Annotated in this window: 23 protein-coding genes; 14 read left to right on the forward strand and 9 right to left on the reverse strand. The window is 66.8% G+C overall.

Annotated elements, in window-relative coordinates:
• Positions 1–5: 5 nt before the first annotated feature.
• Both GQE99_RS02020 and GQE99_RS02025 read right to left on the reverse strand, forming a co-directional pair.
• A complete protein-coding gene (locus GQE99_RS02020; RefSeq protein ID WP_161349912.1) occupies positions 6–1,403 on the reverse strand; it encodes an aspartate aminotransferase family protein in 1,398 nt (465 codons plus the stop codon).
• Between the two features lie 88 nt (positions 1,404–1,491).
• Complete coding sequence (locus tag GQE99_RS02025) at positions 1,492–2,148, reverse strand: GntR family transcriptional regulator (RefSeq protein ID WP_161349913.1); 657 nt, start codon at positions 2,146–2,148, stop codon at positions 1,492–1,494.
• 165 nt (positions 2,149–2,313) lie between these two features.
• On the opposite strand from GQE99_RS02025, the gene GQE99_RS02030 reads away from it, so the two are divergent.
• The 6 genes from GQE99_RS02030 to GQE99_RS02055 all read left to right on the forward strand — a co-directional run bounded on the left by GQE99_RS02030 (position 2,314) and on the right by GQE99_RS02055 (position 9,048).
• Complete coding sequence (locus GQE99_RS02030) at positions 2,314–3,399, forward strand: polyamine ABC transporter substrate-binding protein (RefSeq protein ID WP_161349914.1); 1,086 nt, start codon at positions 2,314–2,316, stop codon at positions 3,397–3,399.
• A 51-nt stretch (positions 3,400–3,450) separates the two neighbouring features.
• Positions 3,451–4,602: an ABC transporter ATP-binding protein gene (locus tag GQE99_RS02035; RefSeq protein WP_235917080.1), complete on the forward strand. Its 1,152-nt coding sequence runs from the start codon at positions 3,451–3,453 to the stop codon at positions 4,600–4,602.
• Positions 4,599–5,489, forward strand: a complete 891-nt coding sequence (locus GQE99_RS02040; protein ID WP_161349915.1) for an ABC transporter permease — start codon at positions 4,599–4,601, stop codon at positions 5,487–5,489. The genes GQE99_RS02035 and GQE99_RS02040 overlap by 4 nt, the downstream gene beginning before the upstream one ends.
• Before the next feature lie 93 nt (positions 5,490–5,582).
• On the forward strand, positions 5,583–6,389 hold the full coding sequence (locus GQE99_RS02045) for an ABC transporter permease (protein ID WP_161349916.1): 807 nt from the start codon (positions 5,583–5,585) through the stop codon (positions 6,387–6,389).
• The gene (locus GQE99_RS02050) at positions 6,386–7,741 is read left to right on the forward strand and encodes a glutamine synthetase family protein (RefSeq protein ID WP_161349917.1); all 1,356 of its coding nucleotides are present in this window, start codon (positions 6,386–6,388) and stop codon (positions 7,739–7,741) included. The genes GQE99_RS02045 and GQE99_RS02050 overlap by 4 nt, the downstream gene beginning before the upstream one ends.
• On the forward strand, positions 7,738–9,048 hold the full coding sequence (locus GQE99_RS02055; RefSeq protein ID WP_161349918.1) for an NAD(P)/FAD-dependent oxidoreductase: 1,311 nt from the start codon (positions 7,738–7,740) through the stop codon (positions 9,046–9,048). The genes GQE99_RS02050 and GQE99_RS02055 overlap by 4 nt, the downstream gene beginning before the upstream one ends.
• 144 nt (positions 9,049–9,192) lie before the next feature.
• Here GQE99_RS02055 and GQE99_RS02060 read toward each other — a convergent pair whose 3' ends face one another.
• From GQE99_RS02060 to GQE99_RS02075, 4 genes are all read right to left on the reverse strand, one after another.
• Positions 9,193–9,846 carry an SOS response-associated peptidase gene (locus tag GQE99_RS02060; protein WP_161349988.1) on the reverse strand — a complete coding sequence of 218 codons (654 nt, stop codon included), beginning with the start codon at positions 9,844–9,846 and terminating at the stop codon, positions 9,193–9,195.
• Positions 9,846–10,154 (reverse strand): DnaJ family domain-containing protein, encoded by a 309-nt coding sequence (locus GQE99_RS02065; protein ID WP_161349919.1) that lies wholly within the window; start codon positions 10,152–10,154, stop codon positions 9,846–9,848. The genes GQE99_RS02060 and GQE99_RS02065 overlap by 1 nt, the downstream gene beginning before the upstream one ends.
• Positions 10,155–10,212: 58 nt before the next feature.
• Positions 10,213–10,698, reverse strand: a complete 486-nt coding sequence (locus tag GQE99_RS02070; RefSeq protein WP_161349920.1) for a phosphoglycerate mutase family protein — start codon at positions 10,696–10,698, stop codon at positions 10,213–10,215.
• Positions 10,699–10,808: 110 nt separating this feature from the next.
• The gene (locus GQE99_RS02075) at positions 10,809–12,377 is read right to left on the reverse strand and encodes a bifunctional metallophosphatase/5'-nucleotidase (RefSeq protein ID WP_202530547.1); all 1,569 of its coding nucleotides are present in this window, start codon (positions 12,375–12,377) and stop codon (positions 10,809–10,811) included.
• A gap of 173 nt (positions 12,378–12,550) precedes the next feature.
• Here GQE99_RS02075 and GQE99_RS02080 point away from each other — a divergent pair, with 173 nt between their 5' ends.
• Genes GQE99_RS02080 through arsC form a run of 3 tightly spaced genes read left to right on the forward strand, consistent with a single transcriptional unit; the run spans position 12,551 to position 14,294 of the window.
• On the forward strand, positions 12,551–12,889 hold the full coding sequence (locus GQE99_RS02080) for a DUF952 domain-containing protein (RefSeq protein WP_161349921.1): 339 nt from the start codon (positions 12,551–12,553) through the stop codon (positions 12,887–12,889).
• Positions 12,886–13,950, forward strand: coding sequence for a quinone-dependent dihydroorotate dehydrogenase (locus GQE99_RS02085; RefSeq protein WP_161349922.1), 1,065 nt, complete (start codon positions 12,886–12,888; stop codon positions 13,948–13,950). Before GQE99_RS02080 ends, GQE99_RS02085 begins: the two co-directional genes overlap by 4 nt.
• Positions 13,947–14,294, forward strand: a complete 348-nt coding sequence (gene arsC, locus GQE99_RS02090; RefSeq protein ID WP_161349923.1) for an arsenate reductase (glutaredoxin) — start codon at positions 13,947–13,949, stop codon at positions 14,292–14,294. The genes GQE99_RS02085 and arsC overlap by 4 nt, the downstream gene beginning before the upstream one ends.
• A gap of 101 nt (positions 14,295–14,395) precedes the next feature.
• On the opposite strand, the gene GQE99_RS02095 is transcribed toward arsC, so the two are convergent.
• The 3 genes from GQE99_RS02095 to GQE99_RS02105 are packed head-to-tail and all read right to left on the reverse strand — an operon-like array spanning position 14,396 to position 16,687.
• Positions 14,396–15,733, reverse strand: a complete 1,338-nt coding sequence (locus GQE99_RS02095) for an MATE family efflux transporter (protein ID WP_161349924.1) — start codon at positions 15,731–15,733, stop codon at positions 14,396–14,398.
• On the reverse strand, positions 15,726–16,232 hold the full coding sequence (locus GQE99_RS02100; protein ID WP_161349925.1) for a PaaI family thioesterase: 507 nt from the start codon (positions 16,230–16,232) through the stop codon (positions 15,726–15,728). Before GQE99_RS02100 ends, GQE99_RS02095 begins: the two co-directional genes overlap by 8 nt.
• Positions 16,229–16,687: a PaaI family thioesterase gene (locus GQE99_RS02105; protein ID WP_161349926.1), complete on the reverse strand. Its 459-nt coding sequence runs from the start codon at positions 16,685–16,687 to the stop codon at positions 16,229–16,231. The genes GQE99_RS02100 and GQE99_RS02105 overlap by 4 nt, the downstream gene beginning before the upstream one ends.
• A gap of 259 nt (positions 16,688–16,946) precedes the next feature.
• Here GQE99_RS02105 and GQE99_RS02110 point away from each other — a divergent pair, with 259 nt between their 5' ends.
• From GQE99_RS02110 to GQE99_RS02130, 5 genes are all read left to right on the forward strand, one after another.
• Positions 16,947–17,339, forward strand: a complete 393-nt coding sequence (locus GQE99_RS02110; protein WP_161349927.1) for a MerR family transcriptional regulator — start codon at positions 16,947–16,949, stop codon at positions 17,337–17,339.
• 120 nt (positions 17,340–17,459) lie between these two features.
• Positions 17,460–17,858 (forward strand): MerR family transcriptional regulator, encoded by a 399-nt coding sequence (locus GQE99_RS02115; protein WP_161349928.1) that lies wholly within the window; start codon positions 17,460–17,462, stop codon positions 17,856–17,858.
• 54 nt (positions 17,859–17,912) lie between these two features.
• Complete coding sequence (locus GQE99_RS02120; protein ID WP_161349929.1) at positions 17,913–19,691, forward strand: acyl-CoA dehydrogenase C-terminal domain-containing protein; 1,779 nt, start codon at positions 17,913–17,915, stop codon at positions 19,689–19,691.
• Between the two features lie 24 nt (positions 19,692–19,715).
• Positions 19,716–19,928: a hypothetical protein gene (locus GQE99_RS02125; protein ID WP_161349930.1), complete on the forward strand. Its 213-nt coding sequence runs from the start codon at positions 19,716–19,718 to the stop codon at positions 19,926–19,928.
• Positions 19,929–19,940: 12 nt separating this feature from the next.
• On the forward strand, positions 19,941–20,447 hold the full coding sequence (locus GQE99_RS02130; protein ID WP_161349931.1) for a hypothetical protein: 507 nt from the start codon (positions 19,941–19,943) through the stop codon (positions 20,445–20,447).
• Positions 20,448–20,450 lie beyond the last annotated feature (3 nt).

Here is a 20,450-nt window from a genome sequence, read left to right on the forward strand (position 1 = left end):
CAGGCTCAGTCGGCGGTCTCAAGAAGACCCGCCTCCTTCACGTCCTTGTAGGCTTCGTCCAGCGACTTCACCGCGCGTTCGAACAGGGTGTCGATGTCGGACTTCGTCATCACCAGCGGCGGGGCGACGATCATGCGGTCGGCGACGTGGCGCATGATCAGGTTGTTGCCGAAGCAGCGTTCGCGGGTCATGTAGCCGACCGTCCCGGGGCTGGCCTTGAAGGGCTTGCGCACGGACTTGTCGGCGGTGAGCGCAAGGCTCGCCATCATCCCCACGATGGTCGTCTCGCCCACGAAGGGGTGATCGGCCAATTGATGCCATTTCTCGGCGAGGTAGGGCGCGGCCTCGTCACGGACGTGGTCGACGATCCTTTCCTCTTCGAGGATGCGCAGGTTCTCGAGCGCGACCGCGGCCGCGACCGGGTGGCCGGAATAGGTATAGCCGTGCGTGAACTCCTCGCGCCCGATGACCGCGGCCACCTTGTCGGAGACCAGCGAGCCGCCGATGGGCGCGTAGCCCGACGACAGGCCCTTGGCGACGGTCATGATGTCGGGGGACAGGTCGTAGTGCTGCGACCCGAACCATTCGCCCGTGCGCCCGAAGCCGGTGATCACCTCGTCGGCGATGAACAGGATGTCGCGCTCCGCACAGATCCGGCGCACTTCCGGCCAGTAGCTGTCAGGCGGGATGATCACGCCGCCCGCGCCCTGGATCGGCTCGGCGATGAAGGCCGCGACCCGGCCCTCGCCCAGCTCGTCGATCTTCTGCTCGAGCTCACGGGCGCGCATCAGGCCGAACTCTTCGGGGCTCATGTCCCCGCCCTCGAGATACCAGTAGGGCTGCCCGATGTGGACGATGTCGGGGATCGGCATCCCGCCCTGCGCGTGCATGCCCTGCATGCCGCCCAGGCTCGCCGAGCCCATCGAGGTGCCGTGGTAGGCGTTCTTGCGGCTGATGATGACCTTCTTGTCGGGCTTGCCCATCAGGTCCCAGTAGCGGCGCACCAACCGGATGTTGGTGTCGTTGGCTTCCGAGCCGCCGGAGGCGAAAAACACGTGGTTCAGGTCGCCCGGCGCGAGCTCGGCGAGCTTCTGGGCCAGCGCGATCGCAGGCACATGCGTCGACATGAAGAAGGTGTTGTAATAGGGCAGTTCCTTCATCTGGCGCGCCGCGACCTCGGCCAGCTCGTCGCGGCCGTAGCCGATGTTCACGCACCACAACCCCGCCATCGCGTCGAGGATCTGCTCGCCCTCGCTGTCGGTCAGCGTCACGCCGTCGGCGCGCGTGATGACGCGCGCGCCGTGCTTCGCCAGTTCGTCGTTCGCCGTGAACGGGTGCATGTGATGCGCCGCGTCGATCGCCTGAAGCTCGGCGGTGGGCATGTGATTCGTGATCTTGTTCATGGCGCGCTCCGGTTTTTGGGGGTCGGGTTCGGAAAGTTGCGGTCAGAATATGATCAAATTTTGGACTGTCAACGTGGTCCCCGCAAACTCATTGTGCGGCGTCGAGAGAGGCGGTCACCTGCTTGATCCCCTGCAGGATGTCACCCCGGATCGCCTCGGCCACCCCGTCGGCGTCCCCTGCCCGCATCGCGGCCAGCGCCTCGCGGTGCTTGTCCGGCAGATTGGCGGTGCCCGCACGGCCCAGCATGACCCGCAGGGAGGGCCCGGAGCGCAGCCAGAGCATCTCGGAAATCGTCAGAAGCACCTGCGCACCGGAGGCCTCGTAGAGCCGCATGTGGAACAGCCGGTTGGCCTCCAGGTAATCGCGCACGTCGCCCTTCTCGATCGCCGCGTCGACCCGCGCATCCAGCGCCTCAAGCGCGTCGATCGCCTCGGAATCCAGGTTTTCAACGGCCCGGCGCGCCAGTTCCGGCTCGACGGAAAGACGTACGAAGGCGAGCTCGTCGTAGGTCGCCGCGTCCATCGCCGGGACCGACACCCGCCGATTGCCCTTGAACTCCAGCGCCCCGCGCGACGTGAGACGCCGGATCGCCTCGCGCACCGGGGTCATGCCCAGTCCCAGCGTCTCGACCAGCCCCTGGATCGTGACCGCCTGACCGGGGGTCAATTCACCGTGCAGGATCATGTCCCTCAGGGCGCGATACGCCTTCTCGTGATCCGGCATTTTCTGGGGTGAATCGGTCACGTCAATTCCTCGCTGGCCAATCATCTGGCCATTGCGTTTGGCCATTTCGCGGATAGTGTCAATCGCGATCCCGGCTGGCGGATGGCTTGACCAGCTTGCCGATCACGGTCACTTTTGATCAAATACACCAAATACGGGACGAAAAGTCCAACAAGGGAGACAACGATGAAAACCACCTGGGTCACAATGACCGCCGGCCTCGCCCTGATCGCGGGCGCGGCCAGCGCCGACGAAGTGCGCGTCTACAACTGGTCGGACTACATCGACGAAGAGCTGCTCACCCAGTTCGAGGAAGAGACCGGCATCGACCTGGTCTACGACGTGTTCGATTCCAACGAGGTGCTCGAGACCAAGATGCTGGCCGGCGGGTCCGGCTACGACGTGGTCGTGCCCTCTGGTACCTTCCTCCAGCGCCAGATCACCGCGGGCGCGTTCCAGAAGCTCGACAAGTCGAAGCTGCCCAACCTCGACAACATGTGGGAAGTCGTGCGCGACCGCACCGAGGTCTACGACCCCGGCCATGAATACGCGATCAACTACATGTGGGGCACCACCGGCATCGGCGTGAACGTGGGCCGCGTGCAGGAAATCCTGGGCGAGGATGCCCCGATCAACAGCTGGTCGCTGGTCTTCGAACCGGAGAACATGGAAAAGCTGGCCGACTGCGGCGTGCATTTCCTCGACGCACCCGCCGAGATGATCCCGGCCGCGCTGAACTACATCGGCGAGGACCCGGACAGCCACGATCCCGACGTGATCGCGATGGCCGAGGACGTCTTCATGCCGGTCCGTCCCCACATCCAGAAGTTCCATTCGTCGGAATACATCGACGCGCTGGCGAACGGCGACATCTGCGTGGCCGTCGGCTGGTCGGGCGACATCCTGCAGGCCCGCGACCGCGCGGCCGAGGCCGACAACGGCAACGAGATCGCCTACCACGCGCCCAAGGAAGGCGCGCAGATGTGGTTCGACATGATGGCGATCCCGGTCGACGCGCCGAACCCGGACGCGGCCCACGTGTTCCTGAACTTCATCATGGATGCCGAGAACATGGCGCAGGCGTCGAACTACGTCTACTACGCCAACGGCAACAAGGCGTCGCAGGAATACCTCAACGACGACGTGATCAACGATCCGGCCATCTACCCGGATGAAGAGACGCTCAACAATCTCTTCACCACCACCCCCTACCCGGCCGGGGTCCAGCGCACCGTCACGCGCCTGTGGACCAAGATCAAATCGGGCACCTGAGCCCAACCGGCCCCCGGCAACGCCCGGGGGCCTGACCTTTTCGGGGGACAGATGGCCGACACGACACCGATGCCGCACGAGGGTATCTTCGCGCCCTGGGACGACCCGGACGCGGTTCCGCTCATCCGCTTTCGCAACGTGACCAAGCGCTTCGGCGACTTCACGGCGATCGACGACCTGACGCTCGACATCTACGAGCGGGAATTCTTCGCGCTGCTGGGCCCCTCGGGCTGCGGCAAGACGACGATGATGCGTATGCTCGCAGGGTTCGAAACCCCGACCGAAGGCGTGATCGAGATCGGCGGGCGCGACATGGCCCGCGTGCCGCCCAACCAGCGCCCGGTGAACATGATGTTCCAGAGTTACGCGCTGTTTCCCCATCTCTCGGTCTACGACAACATCGCCTTCGGGCTGAAACGCTCGGACATGCCGAAAGACCAGATCGCCGACCGCGTGGCCGAGATGCTGCGCCTCACGCGGCTGGAGAAATTCGCCAAGCGCAAGCCGCACATGATTTCCGGCGGCCAGCGCCAACGGGTCGCGCTGGCCCGCTCGCTCGCCAAGGCGCCGAAGCTCCTGCTCCTCGATGAACCGCTGGGCGCGCTCGACAAGAAGCTGCGCGAAGAGACGCAGTTCGAGCTCATGGACATCCAGGAGAAGACGGGAACGACCTTCGTCATCGTCACCCACGACCAGGAAGAGGCGATGACCGTCGCCACCCGCGTGGCCGTGATGGACGCGGGCCGGATCGAACAGGTGGACACACCCCCGGCGATCTACGAAGGGCCGAAGACGGTCTATGTCGCCGACTTCATCGGCGACGTGAACCTGATCGAGGGCACCGCGACGAAGACCGGCGAACACGCCTACGACGTGGCCTATGCGGCGGGGCGCGACCCGATCAAGGTCTCCGAATGCATGGCCGAGGTCGCAGACGGCAGCGCCGTCACCTTCGCGATCCGCCCCGAAAAGCTGCTCGTGACCCGCGAGCGGCCCGAGGACCGGCCCAACGCGCTCGAGGGGACGATCATCGACATCGGCTACCTCGGCAACCTGTCGACCTACCACGTGGAGCTGCCCGGCGGTCAGATGGTGAAGGCCACCATGACGAACGCGAGCCGCATCTCGCGGCGCGATTTCACCTGGGAAGACAAGGTCTGGGTGTCGTTCCGGGCCTCGGCCGGCGTGGTGCTGACAGAATGAAACGGATCGCCCTGATCCTCCTGCCCTATTCGTGGCTCGTGGCGCTGTTCCTGGTGCCCTTCCTGATCGTCATCAAGATCAGCCTGTCGGACATCGCGCTGGCCATCCCGCCCTATACCCCGAACCTCGACCTCAGCGCCGGATGGCAGGGGTTCAAGGATTTCATCAGCCAACTCGACTTCGACAATTTCGTCTTCCTGACGACCGACGACCTCTATTGGAAAGCCTATCTTTCGAGCCTTCGGATCGCGGTGGTCTCGACCCTGATCACGCTGCTCGTGGCCTATCCGATCGCCTACGGCATGGCCCGCGCGCCCGAGGAATGGCGCCCGACGCTGATGATGCTTGTGATCCTGCCTTTCTGGTCGTCCTTCCTGATCCGCGTCTATTCGTGGAAGGCGATCCTTGCGAACGAGGGGCTTCTCAACCAGCTCCTGATCGCGATCGGGGTGATCGACGAGCCGCTTCTGATCCTGAACACGCCCACGGCGGTCTACATCGGGATCGTCTACACCTACCTGCCCTTCATGGTGCTGCCGCTCTACTCGACGCTCGAGAAACTCGACGCCTCGCTCCTCGAGGCGGCCGAGGACCTGGGCTGCACCAGGTTCCAGGCCTTCTGGCTGGTGACCTTCCCGCTGTCGCGCAACGGGATCATCGCGGGCTGTTTCCTGGTCTTCATCCCGGTGATGGGCGAATTCGTGATCCCCGCGCTGCTGGGCGGGTCGCAGACGCTGATGATCGGCAAGGTGCTGTGGGAAGAGTTCTTCTCGAACCGCGACTGGCCGGTGGCCTCGGCGGTGGCGGTGATCCTGCTCGCCCTGCTCGTGATCCCGATCGTGCTCTTCCAGCGCAACGAGGAAAAGCAGCGGGAGGCCGAGGGATGAGGCGACTTCGAACCTTGAAATTCCGCGGTAATCCGGCGCGGATCTGGCAACCTGCCCTGCTGTCGTCGCATGAAATTGCGCGTGGAGGCGCCGATGCGTAGGATCAGCTGGTTCAACGCCACCTCGCTCACCCTCGGCTTTGCATTCCTCTACATGCCGATGGTGATCCTGGTCGTCTACTCGTTCAACGAGTCGAAGCTGGTCACCGTCTGGGCCGGGTTCTCGACCAAGTGGTACGGCGAACTCTTCCGCAACGAGGCGTTCCTCGACGCCGCCTGGGTCACGATACGGGTGGCCGTCGTCTCGTCGACACTGGCCACGATCCTGGGCACCGCCGCGGCCTACGTGCTGGTGCGCGGCGGGCGGTTCTTCGGCAAGACGTTGTTTTCCGGGATGATCTACGCCCCGCTCGTCATGCCCGACGTGATCCTGGGCCTGTCGCTCCTGCTGCTATTCATTGCCGTGGGGCTCGACCGGGGGATGCTCACGATCATCCTCGCCCACACGACCTTCTCGATGTGTTACGTGGCCGTCGTCGTGTCCTCGCGCCTCGTCTCCTTCGACCGGTCGCTGGAAGAGGCCGCACTCGACCTCGGGTGCACGCCATTCGACGCGTTCCGATCCGTCACCCTGCCGATCATCGCCCCGGCCGTCATCTCCGGCTGGCTCTTGGGCTTCACCCTGTCGCTCGACGACCTGGTGATCGCGTCCTTCACATCGGGGCCGTCCTCGACGACCCTGCCGATCAAGATCTTCTCGGCCGTGCGCCTGGGCGTCAGCCCCGAGATCAACGCGCTGTCTTCCATTCTTATCGGACTCGTGACAATCGGCGTGATCAGCTTCTCCATCACCACGAAGCGTGCGGCCGTGCGCCGCCGCCTGGAAGAAAACGCAACATGAAAAAATTCCTCGAAGAATACGAAGCCTTCTGCGCCGAACATGGCCGGCCGGAACGGGTCGAGCTGATGATGTGCGACATCAACGCGATCCTGCGCGGCAAGTGGCTCCCCGGCGACGACGAGGAGAAGCTGGCCAAGGGCGGCGTGCGTCTGCCGCTGTCGACCTACGCGCCCAACATCCTGGGCGAAGAGGTCGAGGCGACCGGTCTCGGCATCGCGGTGGGCGACCCGGACGGTCATCTCTTCCCGGTCGCGGGCTCCCTGCGCCCCGTGCCCTGGGCCTCGGCCTCGGGCGGGTCGGTGGCGCAGGTCCTGTGCGAGATGCGCGACGACACCGGCGAAATCGCCCCCTATTCGCCGCGCCGCCAGCTTCAGAACATGGTCGACCGCTTTACCGCGCGCGGGCTCAAACCCGTGATCGCGACCGAGCTCGAGTTCTACCTCTACAAGCCGCGCGAGGACATGAACGACGCGCCGCTGCCCCCGGACCGCTCGCCCACGGCGCAGAACTACGACCTCGACGTGCTGGACCGGACCCAGGCGATCCTCGACGACATCCTCGATGCCGCCTGGACGCAAGGCATGACGCCCGACACCCTGATCGCGGAATACGGACCCGGCCAGTTCGAGGTGAACTTCCACCACACCGACGACGTGATGGCCGCAGCGGACGAGGCGCTCTATTTCCGCCGCCTGGTGCGTGGCGTCGCGCGCAAGCACGGCATGTCGGCCACCTTCATGGCCAAGCCCTATGCCGACTATCCCGGCAACGGCATGCACGTGCATGTCTCCGTGCTCGACGAAGAGGGCCGCAACATCTTCGATGCGGGCGGTGACGACGCCTCCGAGCTTCTCCGGCAGGCGGTGGCGGGCACGCTCGACACGATGGACGACCTTCAGGCGATCTTCGCGCCGCACATGAACTCCTACCGCCGGTTCCAGCCCGGCTCCTTCGCGCCGCACACGCCCGACTGGGGCATCGACAACCGGGCCGCCGCCGTGCGCCTTCCGGAAGTCGCGGGCCCCGGCGCGCGCCTTGAGCACCGGATCGCGGGGGCGGACGCCAACCCCTACCTCGTCATCGCGGGCGTGCTGGGCGGGCTCCTCTACGGCCTCGACCACCCGGACCTGCCGCTGCCGGCGCCGCTGGACGAGCAGAACGGGGAATTCGGCGATCCCCTGACCTCGGACTGGTACACGGCCGTGGAATGTTTCGCCGACAGCGACATCGCCGAAGCGATGTTCCTGCCCGGCTTTCGCGACATTTACGCCGCCGTGCGCCGCGACGAGATCTCGCAGCTCACGACCGCGATCAGCCAGATCGAGTACCGCACCTACCTCGGCCGGCTGTGACGCACCTCTACGAAGCGCGTGCCTACGAAGACGCGGCCCGGGCCGATTGCGCCTGGCGGACCGCCGACGACTGGCCGGCGCTCGATGGGGCGCACCGGACGGACGTGGCGATCATCGGCGCGGGGGTCACCGGGCTCAACGCGGCACTGACCCTGGCGCAGAACGGCATGTCCGTCACCGTTCTCGAAGCCCACTTGCCCGGATGGGGCGCCTCGGGGCGCAACGGCGGGTTCTGCTGCATCGGCGGGGCGAAACTCTCGGGCGCACAGCTCTCCCGCCGCTTCGGCGACCGGGCCGCGACCGACTTCGCCAAGACCCAGCTCGCCGCGATCGACCATGTCGCGCAGGTGATCGGGACCCACGGGATCGAGGCGCACACCCATTCGGCCGGCGAGGTCCAGCTGGCCCACCGCCCCCGCCACCAGCGCGCCTTCGCGGCCGAGGCGGAGGCCCTCGCCCGGCTTGGCGTCGAGGCGGACGTGCTCACGAAGCAGGATCTCGGCAACCAGGGCTTCGACGGGCCGGGCTTTTACGGCGCGCTTCACGTCAGGGCGGGCTTCGGCCTCGATCCCGGGGCCTATGTCACCGGGCTCGCACGGGCCGCCGCGCGCGCGGGCGCGCGCATTCACGGCCATACGCCGGTCACCGACGTGACGCCCCGGCCGTCCGGCCATCGGCTCGACACACCGACCGGCCAGGTCACTGCCGACCGCGTGATCATCGCCACCAACGGCTACACCCCCGAACGCCTCGGCCCCCTGCGTGCGCCGGTCCTGCCGGTGCAGTCCAGCGTGCTCGTCACCCGCCCGCTGACGACGCAGGAACAGGCGGCGCAGAACTGGCGCTCCGACCTCATGGCCTACGACACCCGCAATCTCCTGCATTACTTCCGCCTCATGCCCGACGGGCGGTTCCTCTTCGGCATGCGCGGCGGGGTCCGGGCGAGCGCCGGGGCCGAAGCGCGCACGCTGAACCGTCTCACGGCCCATTTCCACACCCTCTTCCCCGCCTGGCGCCATGTCGAGACCCCGCACCGCTGGTCGGGGCTCCTTGCCTTTTCCCGCGATCTCCTGCCGCATGTCGGCGAGATCCCGGGCACGCCCGGCGCCATCGCGGCGATGGCCTACCACGGCAACGGCGTGGCAATGGGCAGCTGGTCGGGCCATGCCGCCGCCCGCCTGGTCCTCGGCGACGACATCCGTCCCGCGATCATGCGCCGCCCGCTGAAGCCCTTCCCGCTCGCCCCCCTGCGGCGCAACATCCTGCGCGTGACCTACCCGCTGGCCGCCCTCGCCGACCTGGTCTGACCTTCTTCGTTTCGCAAATACCTCGGGGGTGCGGGGGCTGGCCCCCGCCGGGGAGCACGAGGGGCTTGCCCCTCGTTCCACAATGCGCACGGACGAGGCTACCCCCGCGCCAGGCCCAGCGCGGGCACAGCCCTCACCGCACGCTCAAGCGGCGACGGGTTCGATCAGCTCGGGCCCCTCGGCCCGGTTGGAATTCACCGCCTTGTCGACCCGGTGAAAGGCCAGCACGTCATCTTCCGGTGCGCGCATCAGGACCGCCGCACCGTGCCCCTCCTCGCCCAGCCACTTGCCCCAGTGCTCCCGCTCGATCACCACGGGAATACGGTTGTGGATCGGCGCCATCAGGGCGTTCGCCTCGGTCGTGAGGACGGCGAAGGTGGGCAGCGCGTCCTCGCCCCACTCCCGCCAGACCCCGGCCATTACGAGCGGCGTGCCGTCGGCGCGGTGGAAGTAATAGGGCAGCTTCTCGCCCCCTTCCCGGTACCATTCGTAGAACCCCGAACAGGGGACGAGGCACCGGCGTTCGCGCACGGCCTTCCGGAAGGCGGGTTTCTCGGCCACCGTCTCGGCGCGCGCGTTGATCAGGAGCGGGCCATCGGTCGGGCTCTTGTACCAATGCGGCAGGAAACCCCAGCGCATCGGACGATAGCGCCGGCCACCCTCCTGCGTGACCACCGCCACGTCCTGCGTCGGGCAGATGTTGTAGTCGGGCAGCTGCGGCAGCGCGTTGGCGGGCACCGCATCGAACAGTTTCGCGACCGCGTCGTGGGGGAGCGTGTTGGCGATCCGCCCGCACATCAGCGGGACCACGCCTTGCGCGCGATGTCGATGCGCGCCTCGGTCATGGACATGTGCTTCATGATCTCGCGGCGCGACGCTTCGTCCGTGGTCGCCTTCAGCTCTTCGCGCAAGCGCTCGAGTTCACGCGACAGGGCCACGAAGGGCGGCGTCGCGGCGTTTTCGCGCATGATGCGGTTGAGCAGCGCGTTTTCCGGATCGTCCTCTTTCGGCAGCGGCTTGCCCGCCCCCGGCAGGTTGTCGAACTCGCCGTTGCGCTCCGCCTCGGCGATCTTGGCCGAGATCAGGTCCATCAGGGGATGATCCATGACACGTTCCTTTCAGCCCGGAATATAGGGCGGCCGCGCCGCGCGCAAAAGGCCCATGTCAGGGCATGTGCAAGCGCATGACGTCCCGTGCGTCCCCGCTGGCCGGCCCGAGCACGAAGAGCGAGGCGAAATCATCCGGTGCGACCTTCGCCCCCGGTCCGCCCCCCAACCGCTCGACGATGGCGGGGATGGTTTCGCTGTGCGCGACGACGAGGACGTCCGCATCTTCGAAATCGAAGGCGAGCAGGTCGACCAGCCCGACCACGTCCGTCCGCCCGACCTCCACGGGTTCGAGCGCGAGCGCCTCCGCGATGATCGTGCCCGTCAGGCGCGTGCGGGCGGCGTCGGTATGGATCACCGCGTCGAGCCCGACGTCGCGCAACATCTCGGCCCAGCGGTGGGCACGGTGCACGCCTGCCGGGGTCAACCCGGGGTCGTCGCCCGCCTCCTTTTCGGCGTGCCGGATGACGAACACCCGCTCCTGTGCCTCTACGGGCAGGCCGGTGACCACGATCAACAGCGCGCAGATCAGGAAATGTCGCATGGTCGTTCCTCCATTCCCGGCAGGATACCGCAAGGGCGTCCAATCGCGCGGCAAAATGAACCCCCCCGCCCATGACGGGCGGGGGGTGTCGCTTCAAACGTTGCGCGGCCTCACTCGACGGTCTTGATCCGCCCGTCGGTGAAGGGCTCGTAGGGCCCCATCTCGGCCAGGTATTCCGCGGTCACGTCCGCGAGGTCCGGTCCGAAGTCATAGGCGTTGGCGGCGTTCTCGAACATCGAATAGCCGTCCCCGCCGTTGCGCACGTAGTTGTTCGACACGGCCAGGTACGTGGCCTCCGGGTCGATCGGGGCCCAATCCATGCCCTGGCGCACCCAGACGTCCGCAACCCGCTCGCCCGGCGCAGCTTCGGGGTCCCAGGTGAACTGGAGCCCGGCGATCTGCGGGAAGCGCCCCGCGCCTTCCTCGACCTGGCTCACCCCGTTCTCGAGCGCCTCGACGATCGTGGCGCCGGAGACCTCGAAGGTGGCGAGCGTGTTCTGGAACGGCAGCACGGTCAGCACCTCGCCCATCGTCACCTCGCCCGCGTCGATCGAGGCACGCAGGCCGCCGCCGTTGGTGATGGCCACGGTCACGCTCTGGTCCGCGACACGGTCGAGCATGGCCTCGGCCACGAGGTTGCCCATCTCGCACTCGCCCGACCGGCAGGCCTCGCGCGACCCGTCGATCGCCTCGGCGGTCTCGGCCACGACCTTGTTGCGGATTTCGTCGAGCGGTTCGGCCGCCTCGGCGATGCGCGACTTGGTCGCCTCGTCCTCGGTCACGGCCGCGTCCATGATCAGGGGTGCGCCCTCGGCCGCGGTCACGTTGCCCGCGTCGTCGAAGGTCACGTTCAATTCGCCCAGAAACTTGCCGTAAGCATAGGCCTGCACGATCTGCACGTTGTTGACCACGGTCGGATAGGGCCCGGCGGCGCCGTCCATGTCCCCGAGCAGCGTGTTCGAGTGTCCCCCCACGATCACGTCGACCCCGTCGGTGTTCTGCGCCACGGTCTGGTCGACCTGGTAGCCCGAGTGGCTGAGCACGATGATCTTGTTCACGCCCATGTCCGTCAGCTTGTCGACCTCGCCCTGCACCGCGTCCGACGGATCGGTGAAGATGACGTTGGGCCCGGGCGAAGAAAGCTCGTCGGTGTCCTGCGGCGTGAGACCGATGAGGCCGATCTTCTCGCCCCCCTTCTCGATCACGGTGGACTTCATCAGCGCGTCGGCCAGAAGCGGCTCGCCCGACACGTCCGCGTTGGACATGAGGACGGGGAAATCCACGGTATCCATAAAGCCGCGCAGCACCTCGGGGCCGTCGTCGAATTCGTGGTTGCCCACGGTCATCGCGTCGTAGCCCATCTTGTTCATCATCTCGGCCGCGAGCGCGCCCTTGTAGTAGGTGTAGAACAGCGTGCCCTGGAACTGGTCGCCCCCGTCGACGAGCAGCCAGGTCTCGGCCCGCTCCTTCGCCTCCTCGATCGCGGTCACGAGCCGCGCGGAGCCCCCGAAGCATTCCCCCGCGTCGTTGTCCTCGGCCGAACAGCCGGAATCGTACTTGCTGATCGGCTCGAACCGGGCGTGGAAGTCGTTGGTGTGCAGGATGGTGAGCGAGAAATCGGCCCAGGCCATCCCCGAGGAAAGGGCGAGCACCGCCGCCGATCCGAGGACGCGTTTCATGATGGGAACTCCCTGTTTTGACTATCTGGTCAGGTTGCGACGAGTCGCCGCGCCTGTCAAAGACAAGCGCATCCCGACATCGTCGATTTCCATGACGCCCGTATAACAGGCAGATCGCCCCCGCGGCCCTCGACGCCCTTGACCGGACCCGCGCCGCGCGGCATGGGAACGCCATGCTGATCTACAAGATATTCCGCGCCCCGGAATGGGCCGCCTACCAGGCCGACGGGCGCACCGAAGGCGCGCCGATCGACGTGGCCGACGGGTTCATCCACTTCTCCACCGCCGAACAGGTGGCAGAAACCGCCGCCAAGCATTTCGGGGGGGAAGACGGGCTGATGATCGTGGCCTTCGACTCGGACGCCCTCGGCGACAAGCTCGTGTGGGAGCCCTCGCGCGGCGGGGCGCTGTTTCCGCACCTCTACCGCCGGCTGGACGCCACGGACGTGGTCTGGGCCAAGCCCTACCCGCTCGGGCCCGAGGGCCACGTGCTGCCCCCGGAGGTCGTATGAACCTCGTCGAACGGCTGGGACTTTTCGCGTTGCACCGGGTCGACCCGGAACGCGCCCACCGCCTCGCGCTTGCCGCGCTGAAGGCGGGGCTCGTGCCGCTGCCCGGCGCCTTCACCTCGCCGCGGCTCGCCTGCCACCTGGGCGGGCTCGACCTGCCCAACCCGGTGGGGCTCGCGGCCGGCTTCGACAAGAATGCCGAGGTGGTGGACGCGCTCGCCCAGGCGGGCTTCGGCTTCGTCGAGGTCGGCGCGATCACCCCGCGCGCCCAGCCCGGCAACCCGAGGCCGCGCATGTTCCGGCTGTCCGAGGACCGCGCGGTGATCAACCGCTTCGGCTTCAACAACGACGGGATGGAAGCCGCCTTCGCGCGCCTGACGCGGCGCGATCGCAAGACCGGCGTGCCCGTGGGCCTGAACCTCGGCGCCAACAAGGACAGCGCGGACCGGGCCGGGGATTACGTCCAGGTGCTTAAACGCTGCGCGCCGGTGGTGGATTTCGTCACGGTGAACGTCTCCTCCCCGAACACCGAGAAGCTGCGCGACCTGCAGGGGGCCGAGGCGCTGCACGCCCTCCTGACCGGCGTGATGGCCGCGCGGGACGGGCAGGACAAGATCCTGCCGGTGTTCCTCAAGATCGCCCCCGACCTCTCCGAGACCGAGCTGGGCGAGATCGCCGACGTGGCGCGCAAGGTCAAACTCGACGCGATCATCGCGACCAATACCACGCTCGACCGCGAAGGTTTGAAAAGTGCAAGAAGCGGAGAGAAAGGCGGTCTCTCGGGAGCACCTTTGTTCGAAAAGTCCACGCGCGTCCTGGCTCGCCTGTCCAAGCTGACGGAGGGCCGCATGCCGCTCGTCGGCGTCGGCGGTGTCGCATCGCCGGATGACGCCTACACCAAGTTCAAGGCCGGCGCCTCGGCGGTCCAGCTCTACTCGGCCCTCGCCTACGAAGGGCTGAGCCTCGCCGACCGGATCGCGCGCGGGCTCGACCGGCTCCTGGCGGAGGACGGCCACGCGCATCTGTCCGAGGCAATTGGAACCGAAAGGGAGGCATGGCTATGACCGAGGTCACCATCTGGCACAACCCGCGCTGCACCAAATCGCGCCAGACGCTCGCACTGATCGAGGAGAAGGGGATCACGCCGACGATCCGCAAGTACCTCGACGACGCGCCGAGCGAAGCCGAGATTCGTGCCACGCTGGACAGGCTGGGCGTCGCGCCGATCGAGATGATGCGCCCCAAGGAGGCCGAGTTCAAAGCGGCGGGCCTCACCAGGGACAGTGCGCCCGACGTGCTGATCGCGGCGATGGCCGAGACACCGAAACTGATCGAGCGCCCGATCGTCTTCGCCGACGGCCGGGCCCGGATCGGCCGCCCGCCGGAGGCGGTGCTCGACATCCTCTGACCTTCATCGTTCCGGAAATACTTCAGGGGGTTCGGGGGACTGGTCCCCCGATCACCGCGCCGGCCGGCCGAAGGCGGGACGGCGCAAGACCTGCGCGCGCGTCAGCGCGCCCCACCGGGCACCTCTGCCGCCCGCTCCAGCGCCGGGTAGCGCAGCCCCAGCGTGAGACCGCGCACCACGTAGGACACGAGATAGGCCGTCCAGAGCCCGTGGTTGCCGAAAGCCGGCACCAGTGCCACGAGCGCGAGGCCGTAGACCACCACAGACACCAGCATCATGTTGCGCATGTCGGCGGTGCGCGTCGCGCCGATGAAGATCCCGTCCAGCATGAAGGGCGCCCAGCCCGCGAGCGGCGCGAGCACCAGCCAGGGCAGAAAATCGCGCGCGGCGAGACGGGTTTCCGGGTCGGTCGTGAGCAGGTCGATGATCATTCCGCCCCCCACGAGGAAGACCGCCGCCACGCCCAGGCCGACGACCCCGCCCCAGAACGAGGACACCACCACGGCACGCCTGAGCCCGGGGCGGTTGCGCGCCCCCATCGCCTGGCCCACCAGGCTCTCGGCCCCGAAGGCGAAGCCGTCCATGCCGAAGGCGGTGATGTGGAGGAATTGCAGGAGCACCTGGTTCGCGGCCAGCGTCACGTCCCCGAAGCGCGCGCCCAGGAACATGAAGCTCACAAGCACGCATTCCAGAAGGAGCGAGCGGATCAGGATGTCGGTGTTGACCCGGGCCATGCGCACCAGCCGGATCCGGTCGAAGACCACCGGCCAGTCGCGCCACTCGGGGCGCCGGAACGCGGCCCGGCACAGGTAGAGGCCCAGCGCCAGCCCGCCCCACTCGGCCAGGAAGGTGGCCCAGGCTACGCCGGCCACGCCCCAATCGAAACCAAGCACGAAGACCAGGTCCAGGACGATGTTCACCCCGTTCATCGTGAGCTGGAGCAGCAGCAGCGCGGCGGTGCGTTCCTGCGCGATCAGCCATCCCATGATGCCGAAGAGCGCGATCATCGCGGGGGCCGAGAAGACGCGAATCTGCATGTACTGACGCGCCAGCCCCTCGACCTCGGCCGAGGCGGGCGCCAGTTCGAACGCGGCCCAGAAGAGCGGCACCTGGAGCGCGATGATCACCGCGCCGCCGGTCAGCCCGATCATCAGCACGCGCGACAGGAGCGCGGCCAGCTCTCCCCGGTCGCCCGCGCCCAGCGCCTGACTCGCAAGCCCCGCGGTGCCCATGCGTAGAAAGCCGAAGATCCAGTAGATCGCGGTCAGGATCACCGCGCCGATACCCACCGCACCGATCGGAGCCGGCAGGCCCATCTGCCCGACCACGCCGGTGTCGACCGCGCCAAGGATCGGGACGGTGACGTTGGCCGCCACGACCGGCAGCGCGATCTTCAGGACCCGGGCATGCGTGATCGTGTGCGGCGCCGTCCTAGCCATCGCGCGGGGGCGGCATCAGGAAATGCCCGGTCGCCTGCGCGAACATGCGCGAGCGGTTGTCCTGCCAGGCCTCGACATGGACGCTGGCGTAGCGCCGCCCCGAGCGGTTGACCCTTGCGCGGGCATAGGCGTCGCGCGGCAGGCCCGACCGCAGGTAATCCACGGTGAAGTCGATGGTCTTGGGCAGGCGCGGCATGGTTTCGGCCGAGATGTCCGCAGCCGACAGGCCGCCGCCCTCGATCTCCTCCCACATGAGCATCCAGCCCAGTTCGATGATCGACGTGATCTCGAGGAACGAGGCGGTCACGCCGCCGTGGATCGCCGGAAGCGCCGGGTTGCCCACGAGGGTGTCCGAGAACGGCAGCACCGCGGTCAGCTCGTCCCCGCGCCGGTCGAAGTGCACGCCGAGAAACCCGATGTAGGGCACCCGCTCCACGAGTGCCGCGAGCGCGGAATCGCGCCGTTCCTTGACCACCTGCACGGGTTCGGGACGCTTCATGCCGGGGCCCCCGCGCTGCGTTTCGTAATCTTGCCGCTGTCGGCGGTGAAGGCGCCGTTGGCCGTCGCGATCGGGTTCTCGGAATCGTCGTCATGGGCCACGGCGCGGATGAAGGCGACCGATCGTGTCACGTGGTAGCATTCGGCCCGGCACACGATCCGCTGACCCGGCACCGCGGCGCGCATGTAGTCGATCCTGAGATCGAGCGTCGCGGTTACCACCGGCGCGTCCGGGTGGCTCATCACCGCGGCGCCCCCGGTCGTGTCCATCAGCGCGGACACCGCGCCGCCGTGGATCACGCCCGTGTCCGGATCGCCCACGAAGCGGGAATCGTAGGGCATCGAGATCACGGCATCCCCGTCCCCGAGCTCGTCGAGCCGCATGTCCAGCGCGCGCGAATAGGGAATCGCGTTCGTGAAATGGCGGACCAGTTCGGCCCTCTGCTTTCGGTCCATGACTGTCCCTCTTCGTTTTGCCCCATCTATTCGCACTTGCACCGGCGCACACAAGTGTCAAACAAACACGGGCAGCGTGCGGTCCCCGGCCGGCGCCGCGCCCGACCCTGTCCGCCCTGCCCGGGGCCTTGCGGCACAGGGACCCGGTTGCGACGTCAATCGCTTGGTGAAACAGTTTTTCGCAAAGCGAAACCACTGGACGCCGGCAGGATCCGCCGTTACGCTGCGTCACAGTGAGGACAATCCAACAGCGACGGCCATGACCATGAAAGACACCACGGGTGCGAAACCTGAGCTCCTGTCATTCAAGGAGATGTGCGAGAAATTCGACGTCACCCCCCGCACCCTGCGGTACTACGAGTATATCGAGCTGCTCGAGCCGGAGAAGGAAGGCCGCACGCGCTGGTACACCCCGCGCGAGGTGGCCCGGATGACCCTGATCATGCGCGGCCGGCGCTGGGGGTTCTCGCTCGAGGAATGCCGCCAGTTCCTTCTGATCTACGACGAACAGGGCACCGATGCGCAGAACCGCGTCTGGGTCGAGATGGCCGACCGGCAGCTGGGCGTGCTCGAAAAGCAGATCGAGGAGCTCAAGGAGGCGCGCGAAGAGCTGGCCGCAATGCGCGAGCAGGTCGCCCAGAGCATCGAATAGGCGCGCCGGCGCCCTCACCATGCCGTGACGCAGCGTTACGTTGACGTAAACGTAATCTTGTGCTGAATTCCATGTCGATCCGCCCTACTTCTCGGGCACGGAAACGACACGGAGATTGGCATGACCGAAGATTTCATGACCATTCGCGAGATGTGCGACCATTTCGGCGTCACGGCGCGAACGCTGCGGTTTTACGAGCAGAAGGAACTGCTCCAACCGGTTCGCGACGGCCAGAAACGGTTGTTCACCCGACGCGACCGCGCCCGGCTCAAGCTGATCCTGCGCGGCAAGCGGTTCGGGTTCCCTCTCGAGGAAATCCGCCAGCTGCTCGACCTCTACCACGTGGGCGATCAGCAGGTGACGCAATTCACACGCACGATCGAACTGGCCGAGCATCACCTCGACGAGTTGCGCGCCCAGCGCGCAGAGCTCGACGAGGCGATCAGCGACCTGTCCGAACAGCTTGAATGGGGTCACAAGATGCTGACCTCGATGGCGCAGGACGAAGCCGCCGAGTGACGGCGCGCGCCCACACACAACCGGCTGTCTGAACAGACTACCAACGGAGAGAACATGCCCAGTTACACCCCCGACACCCGCGACATGGCCTTCCTTCTGCACGACGTGCTGAAGGTCGAAACCAAGGATGTCCCCGGCTACGAAGACCTGGATCCGAGCTTCACCTCGGCCATCCTCGAGGAAGCCGCCAAGATCTCGTCCGAGGTGCTGGCCCCCCTGAACCGCGTCGGTGACGTCGAGGGCTGCAAGCTCGAGAACGGCGTCGTGCGCACGCCCACCGGTTTCAAGGAAGCCTTCGACCAGGTCCGCGACGGCGGCTGGACCGGGCTCGACTGCGACCCGGAATATGGCGGCCAGGGCCTGCCCCACGTGATCGGCTCGGCGGTCGGTGAATTCCTCACCGCCTCCAACATGGCCTTCAACATGTACCAGGGCCTGACGCATGGCGCCTACTCGGCGATCCATGCCCACGGGTCGGACGAGCAGAAGCAGACCTACCTGCCCAACATGGTGTCCTGCCAGTGGACCGGCACCATGAACCTGACCGAGCCGCACTCGGGCACCGACCTAGGCCTGATGCGCACCAAGGCCGAGCCGCAGGATGACGGCACCTACAAGATCACCGGCCAGAAGATCTTCATCTCCGCCGGCGATCACGACATGTCGGAGAACGTCATCCACCTGGTGCTGGCCAAGATCCCGGGCGGCCCGGACGGCGTGAAGGGCATCTCGCTCTTCATCGTGCCGAAGTTCCTCGTGAACGAGGACGGCTCGCTGGGCGAACGCAACGCCGTTTCCGTCGGTGCGCTCGAAGAGAAGATGGGCATCCACGGCAACGCCACCTGCGTGATGAACTACGACGGCGCGACCGGCTACCTGCTGGGCCAGGAACACAAGGGCATGCGCGCCATGTTCACCATGATGAACGAAGCCCGCCTGGGCGTCGGCGTGCAGGGCCTCGGCCAGGCGACGGCCGCCTACCAGAACGCGCTGGACTACGCGCGTGACCGGCTCCAGGGCCGTGCCGTGACCGGCGTCGAGGCGCCCGACAAGCCCGCCGACCCGATCATCGTGCACCCGGACATCCGCCGCGCGCTGCTCGACCAGAAGAGCTTCATCGAAGGCGCCCGCGCGCTCGTCCTGTGGTCGGCCGAACTGATCGACCGCTCGCAGCGCCAGGGCGACGAAGAGGCCGAAGGGCTCGTCTCGCTCCTGATCCCGGTGGTGAAAGGCTTCCTCACCGACAAGGGGCTCGAGTCGGCCGTGCAGGCCCAGCAGGTCTTCGGCGGCCACGGCTACGTCGAGGAATGGGGCATGTCCCAGTTCGTCCGCGACAGCCGCATCGCCATGATCTACGAAGGCGCGAACGGCATCCAGGCGCTCGACCTCGTCGGCCGCAAGCTGGCCCAGGACAACGGCAAGCACGTCATGGGCTTCTTCGACATGGTCAAGAGCTTCATCAAGGAGAACGAGGACAACGGGCCGCTCAAGTCGGACTTCCTCGACCCGCTCAAGGACGCCTCCAAGGACCTGCAGTCGGCTGCGATGTTCTTCATGCAGAACGGCATGAAGAACCCCAACCACGCGCTCGCGGGCTCCTACGACTTCATGACCATGTTCGGTCACGTTGCGCTGGGCTTCATGTGGGCCCATATGGCGAAGGCCGCCTACGCGGCGCTTGACGCCGGGACCGATGACGCGGCGTTCTATGAAACGAAGCTCGCGACCGGCCGTTACTACATGAAACGGCAACTCCCCGCGACCAAGATGCACCTCGCGCGCATCGAGAGCGGGGCCGAGCCGGTGATGGAGCTGGCGGCCGAGGCGTTCTGATCGACTGAAGGAGGAGAGTGCCACATGCCCAAACGTTTCCGACTGACCCGCCGTTTCCCGGTCGCCATGACCGAGGACGGGTACCGGAAGCTGAAGAGTTTCGCCCGCGAGGCGGGGCTCGACGAGGGCGAGGCGCTTTCCTTCCTCTTCGAACATTTCGACAGCGTGACGGACACCGACGCGCTGACCCACCGCCTTCGGCTGTTCAACGCCGAGCTCGATGATCGCAAACGCTGAGGAGGACACCAGATGATCCGCTTGCTTGCCGCCGCCGCACTCGCCGCCACCCTGCCGATGGGCGCCTTCGCCTTCGACGATGCCGACCGGCAGGCCGTGTCCGAGGCGGCCCGTGACTATGGTCGCGATTTCATCGCCAAGGATTTCGAGGGGCTCGCATCCGCCCTGCCCCCGACGCTGCGCGCCTACATGGCCGACCAGCTCGGCGCATCGCCGGACGAGGTCATCGGGACGATGGCCGAACAGATGTCGGTCTTCCTGGCCGACACCACGGTGGACAAGTTCACGATGGACACCTCGCGCATGAAGACGGGCGAGACGTCGAACGGCATCGCCTATGCCTTCATCCCGACGGCCTCGACCGTCACCGGCGAGGGCAACACGGTGTCCAAGGACGCCCAGACGCTCGCCATCGAAGAAGGCGGCAGCTGGTATTTCCTGCGCATCGAACAGCCCCAGCAATACGAGATCGTGAAAGCGGTCTTCCCGGGCTTCGAGCGCGTCCGCCTGCCGCGCTGAGGC

The sequence above is a fragment of the Maritimibacter harenae genome, assembly GCF_009882975.1.
GTDB classification, from domain to species: Bacteria; Pseudomonadota; Alphaproteobacteria; order Rhodobacterales; family Rhodobacteraceae; genus Maritimibacter; species Maritimibacter harenae.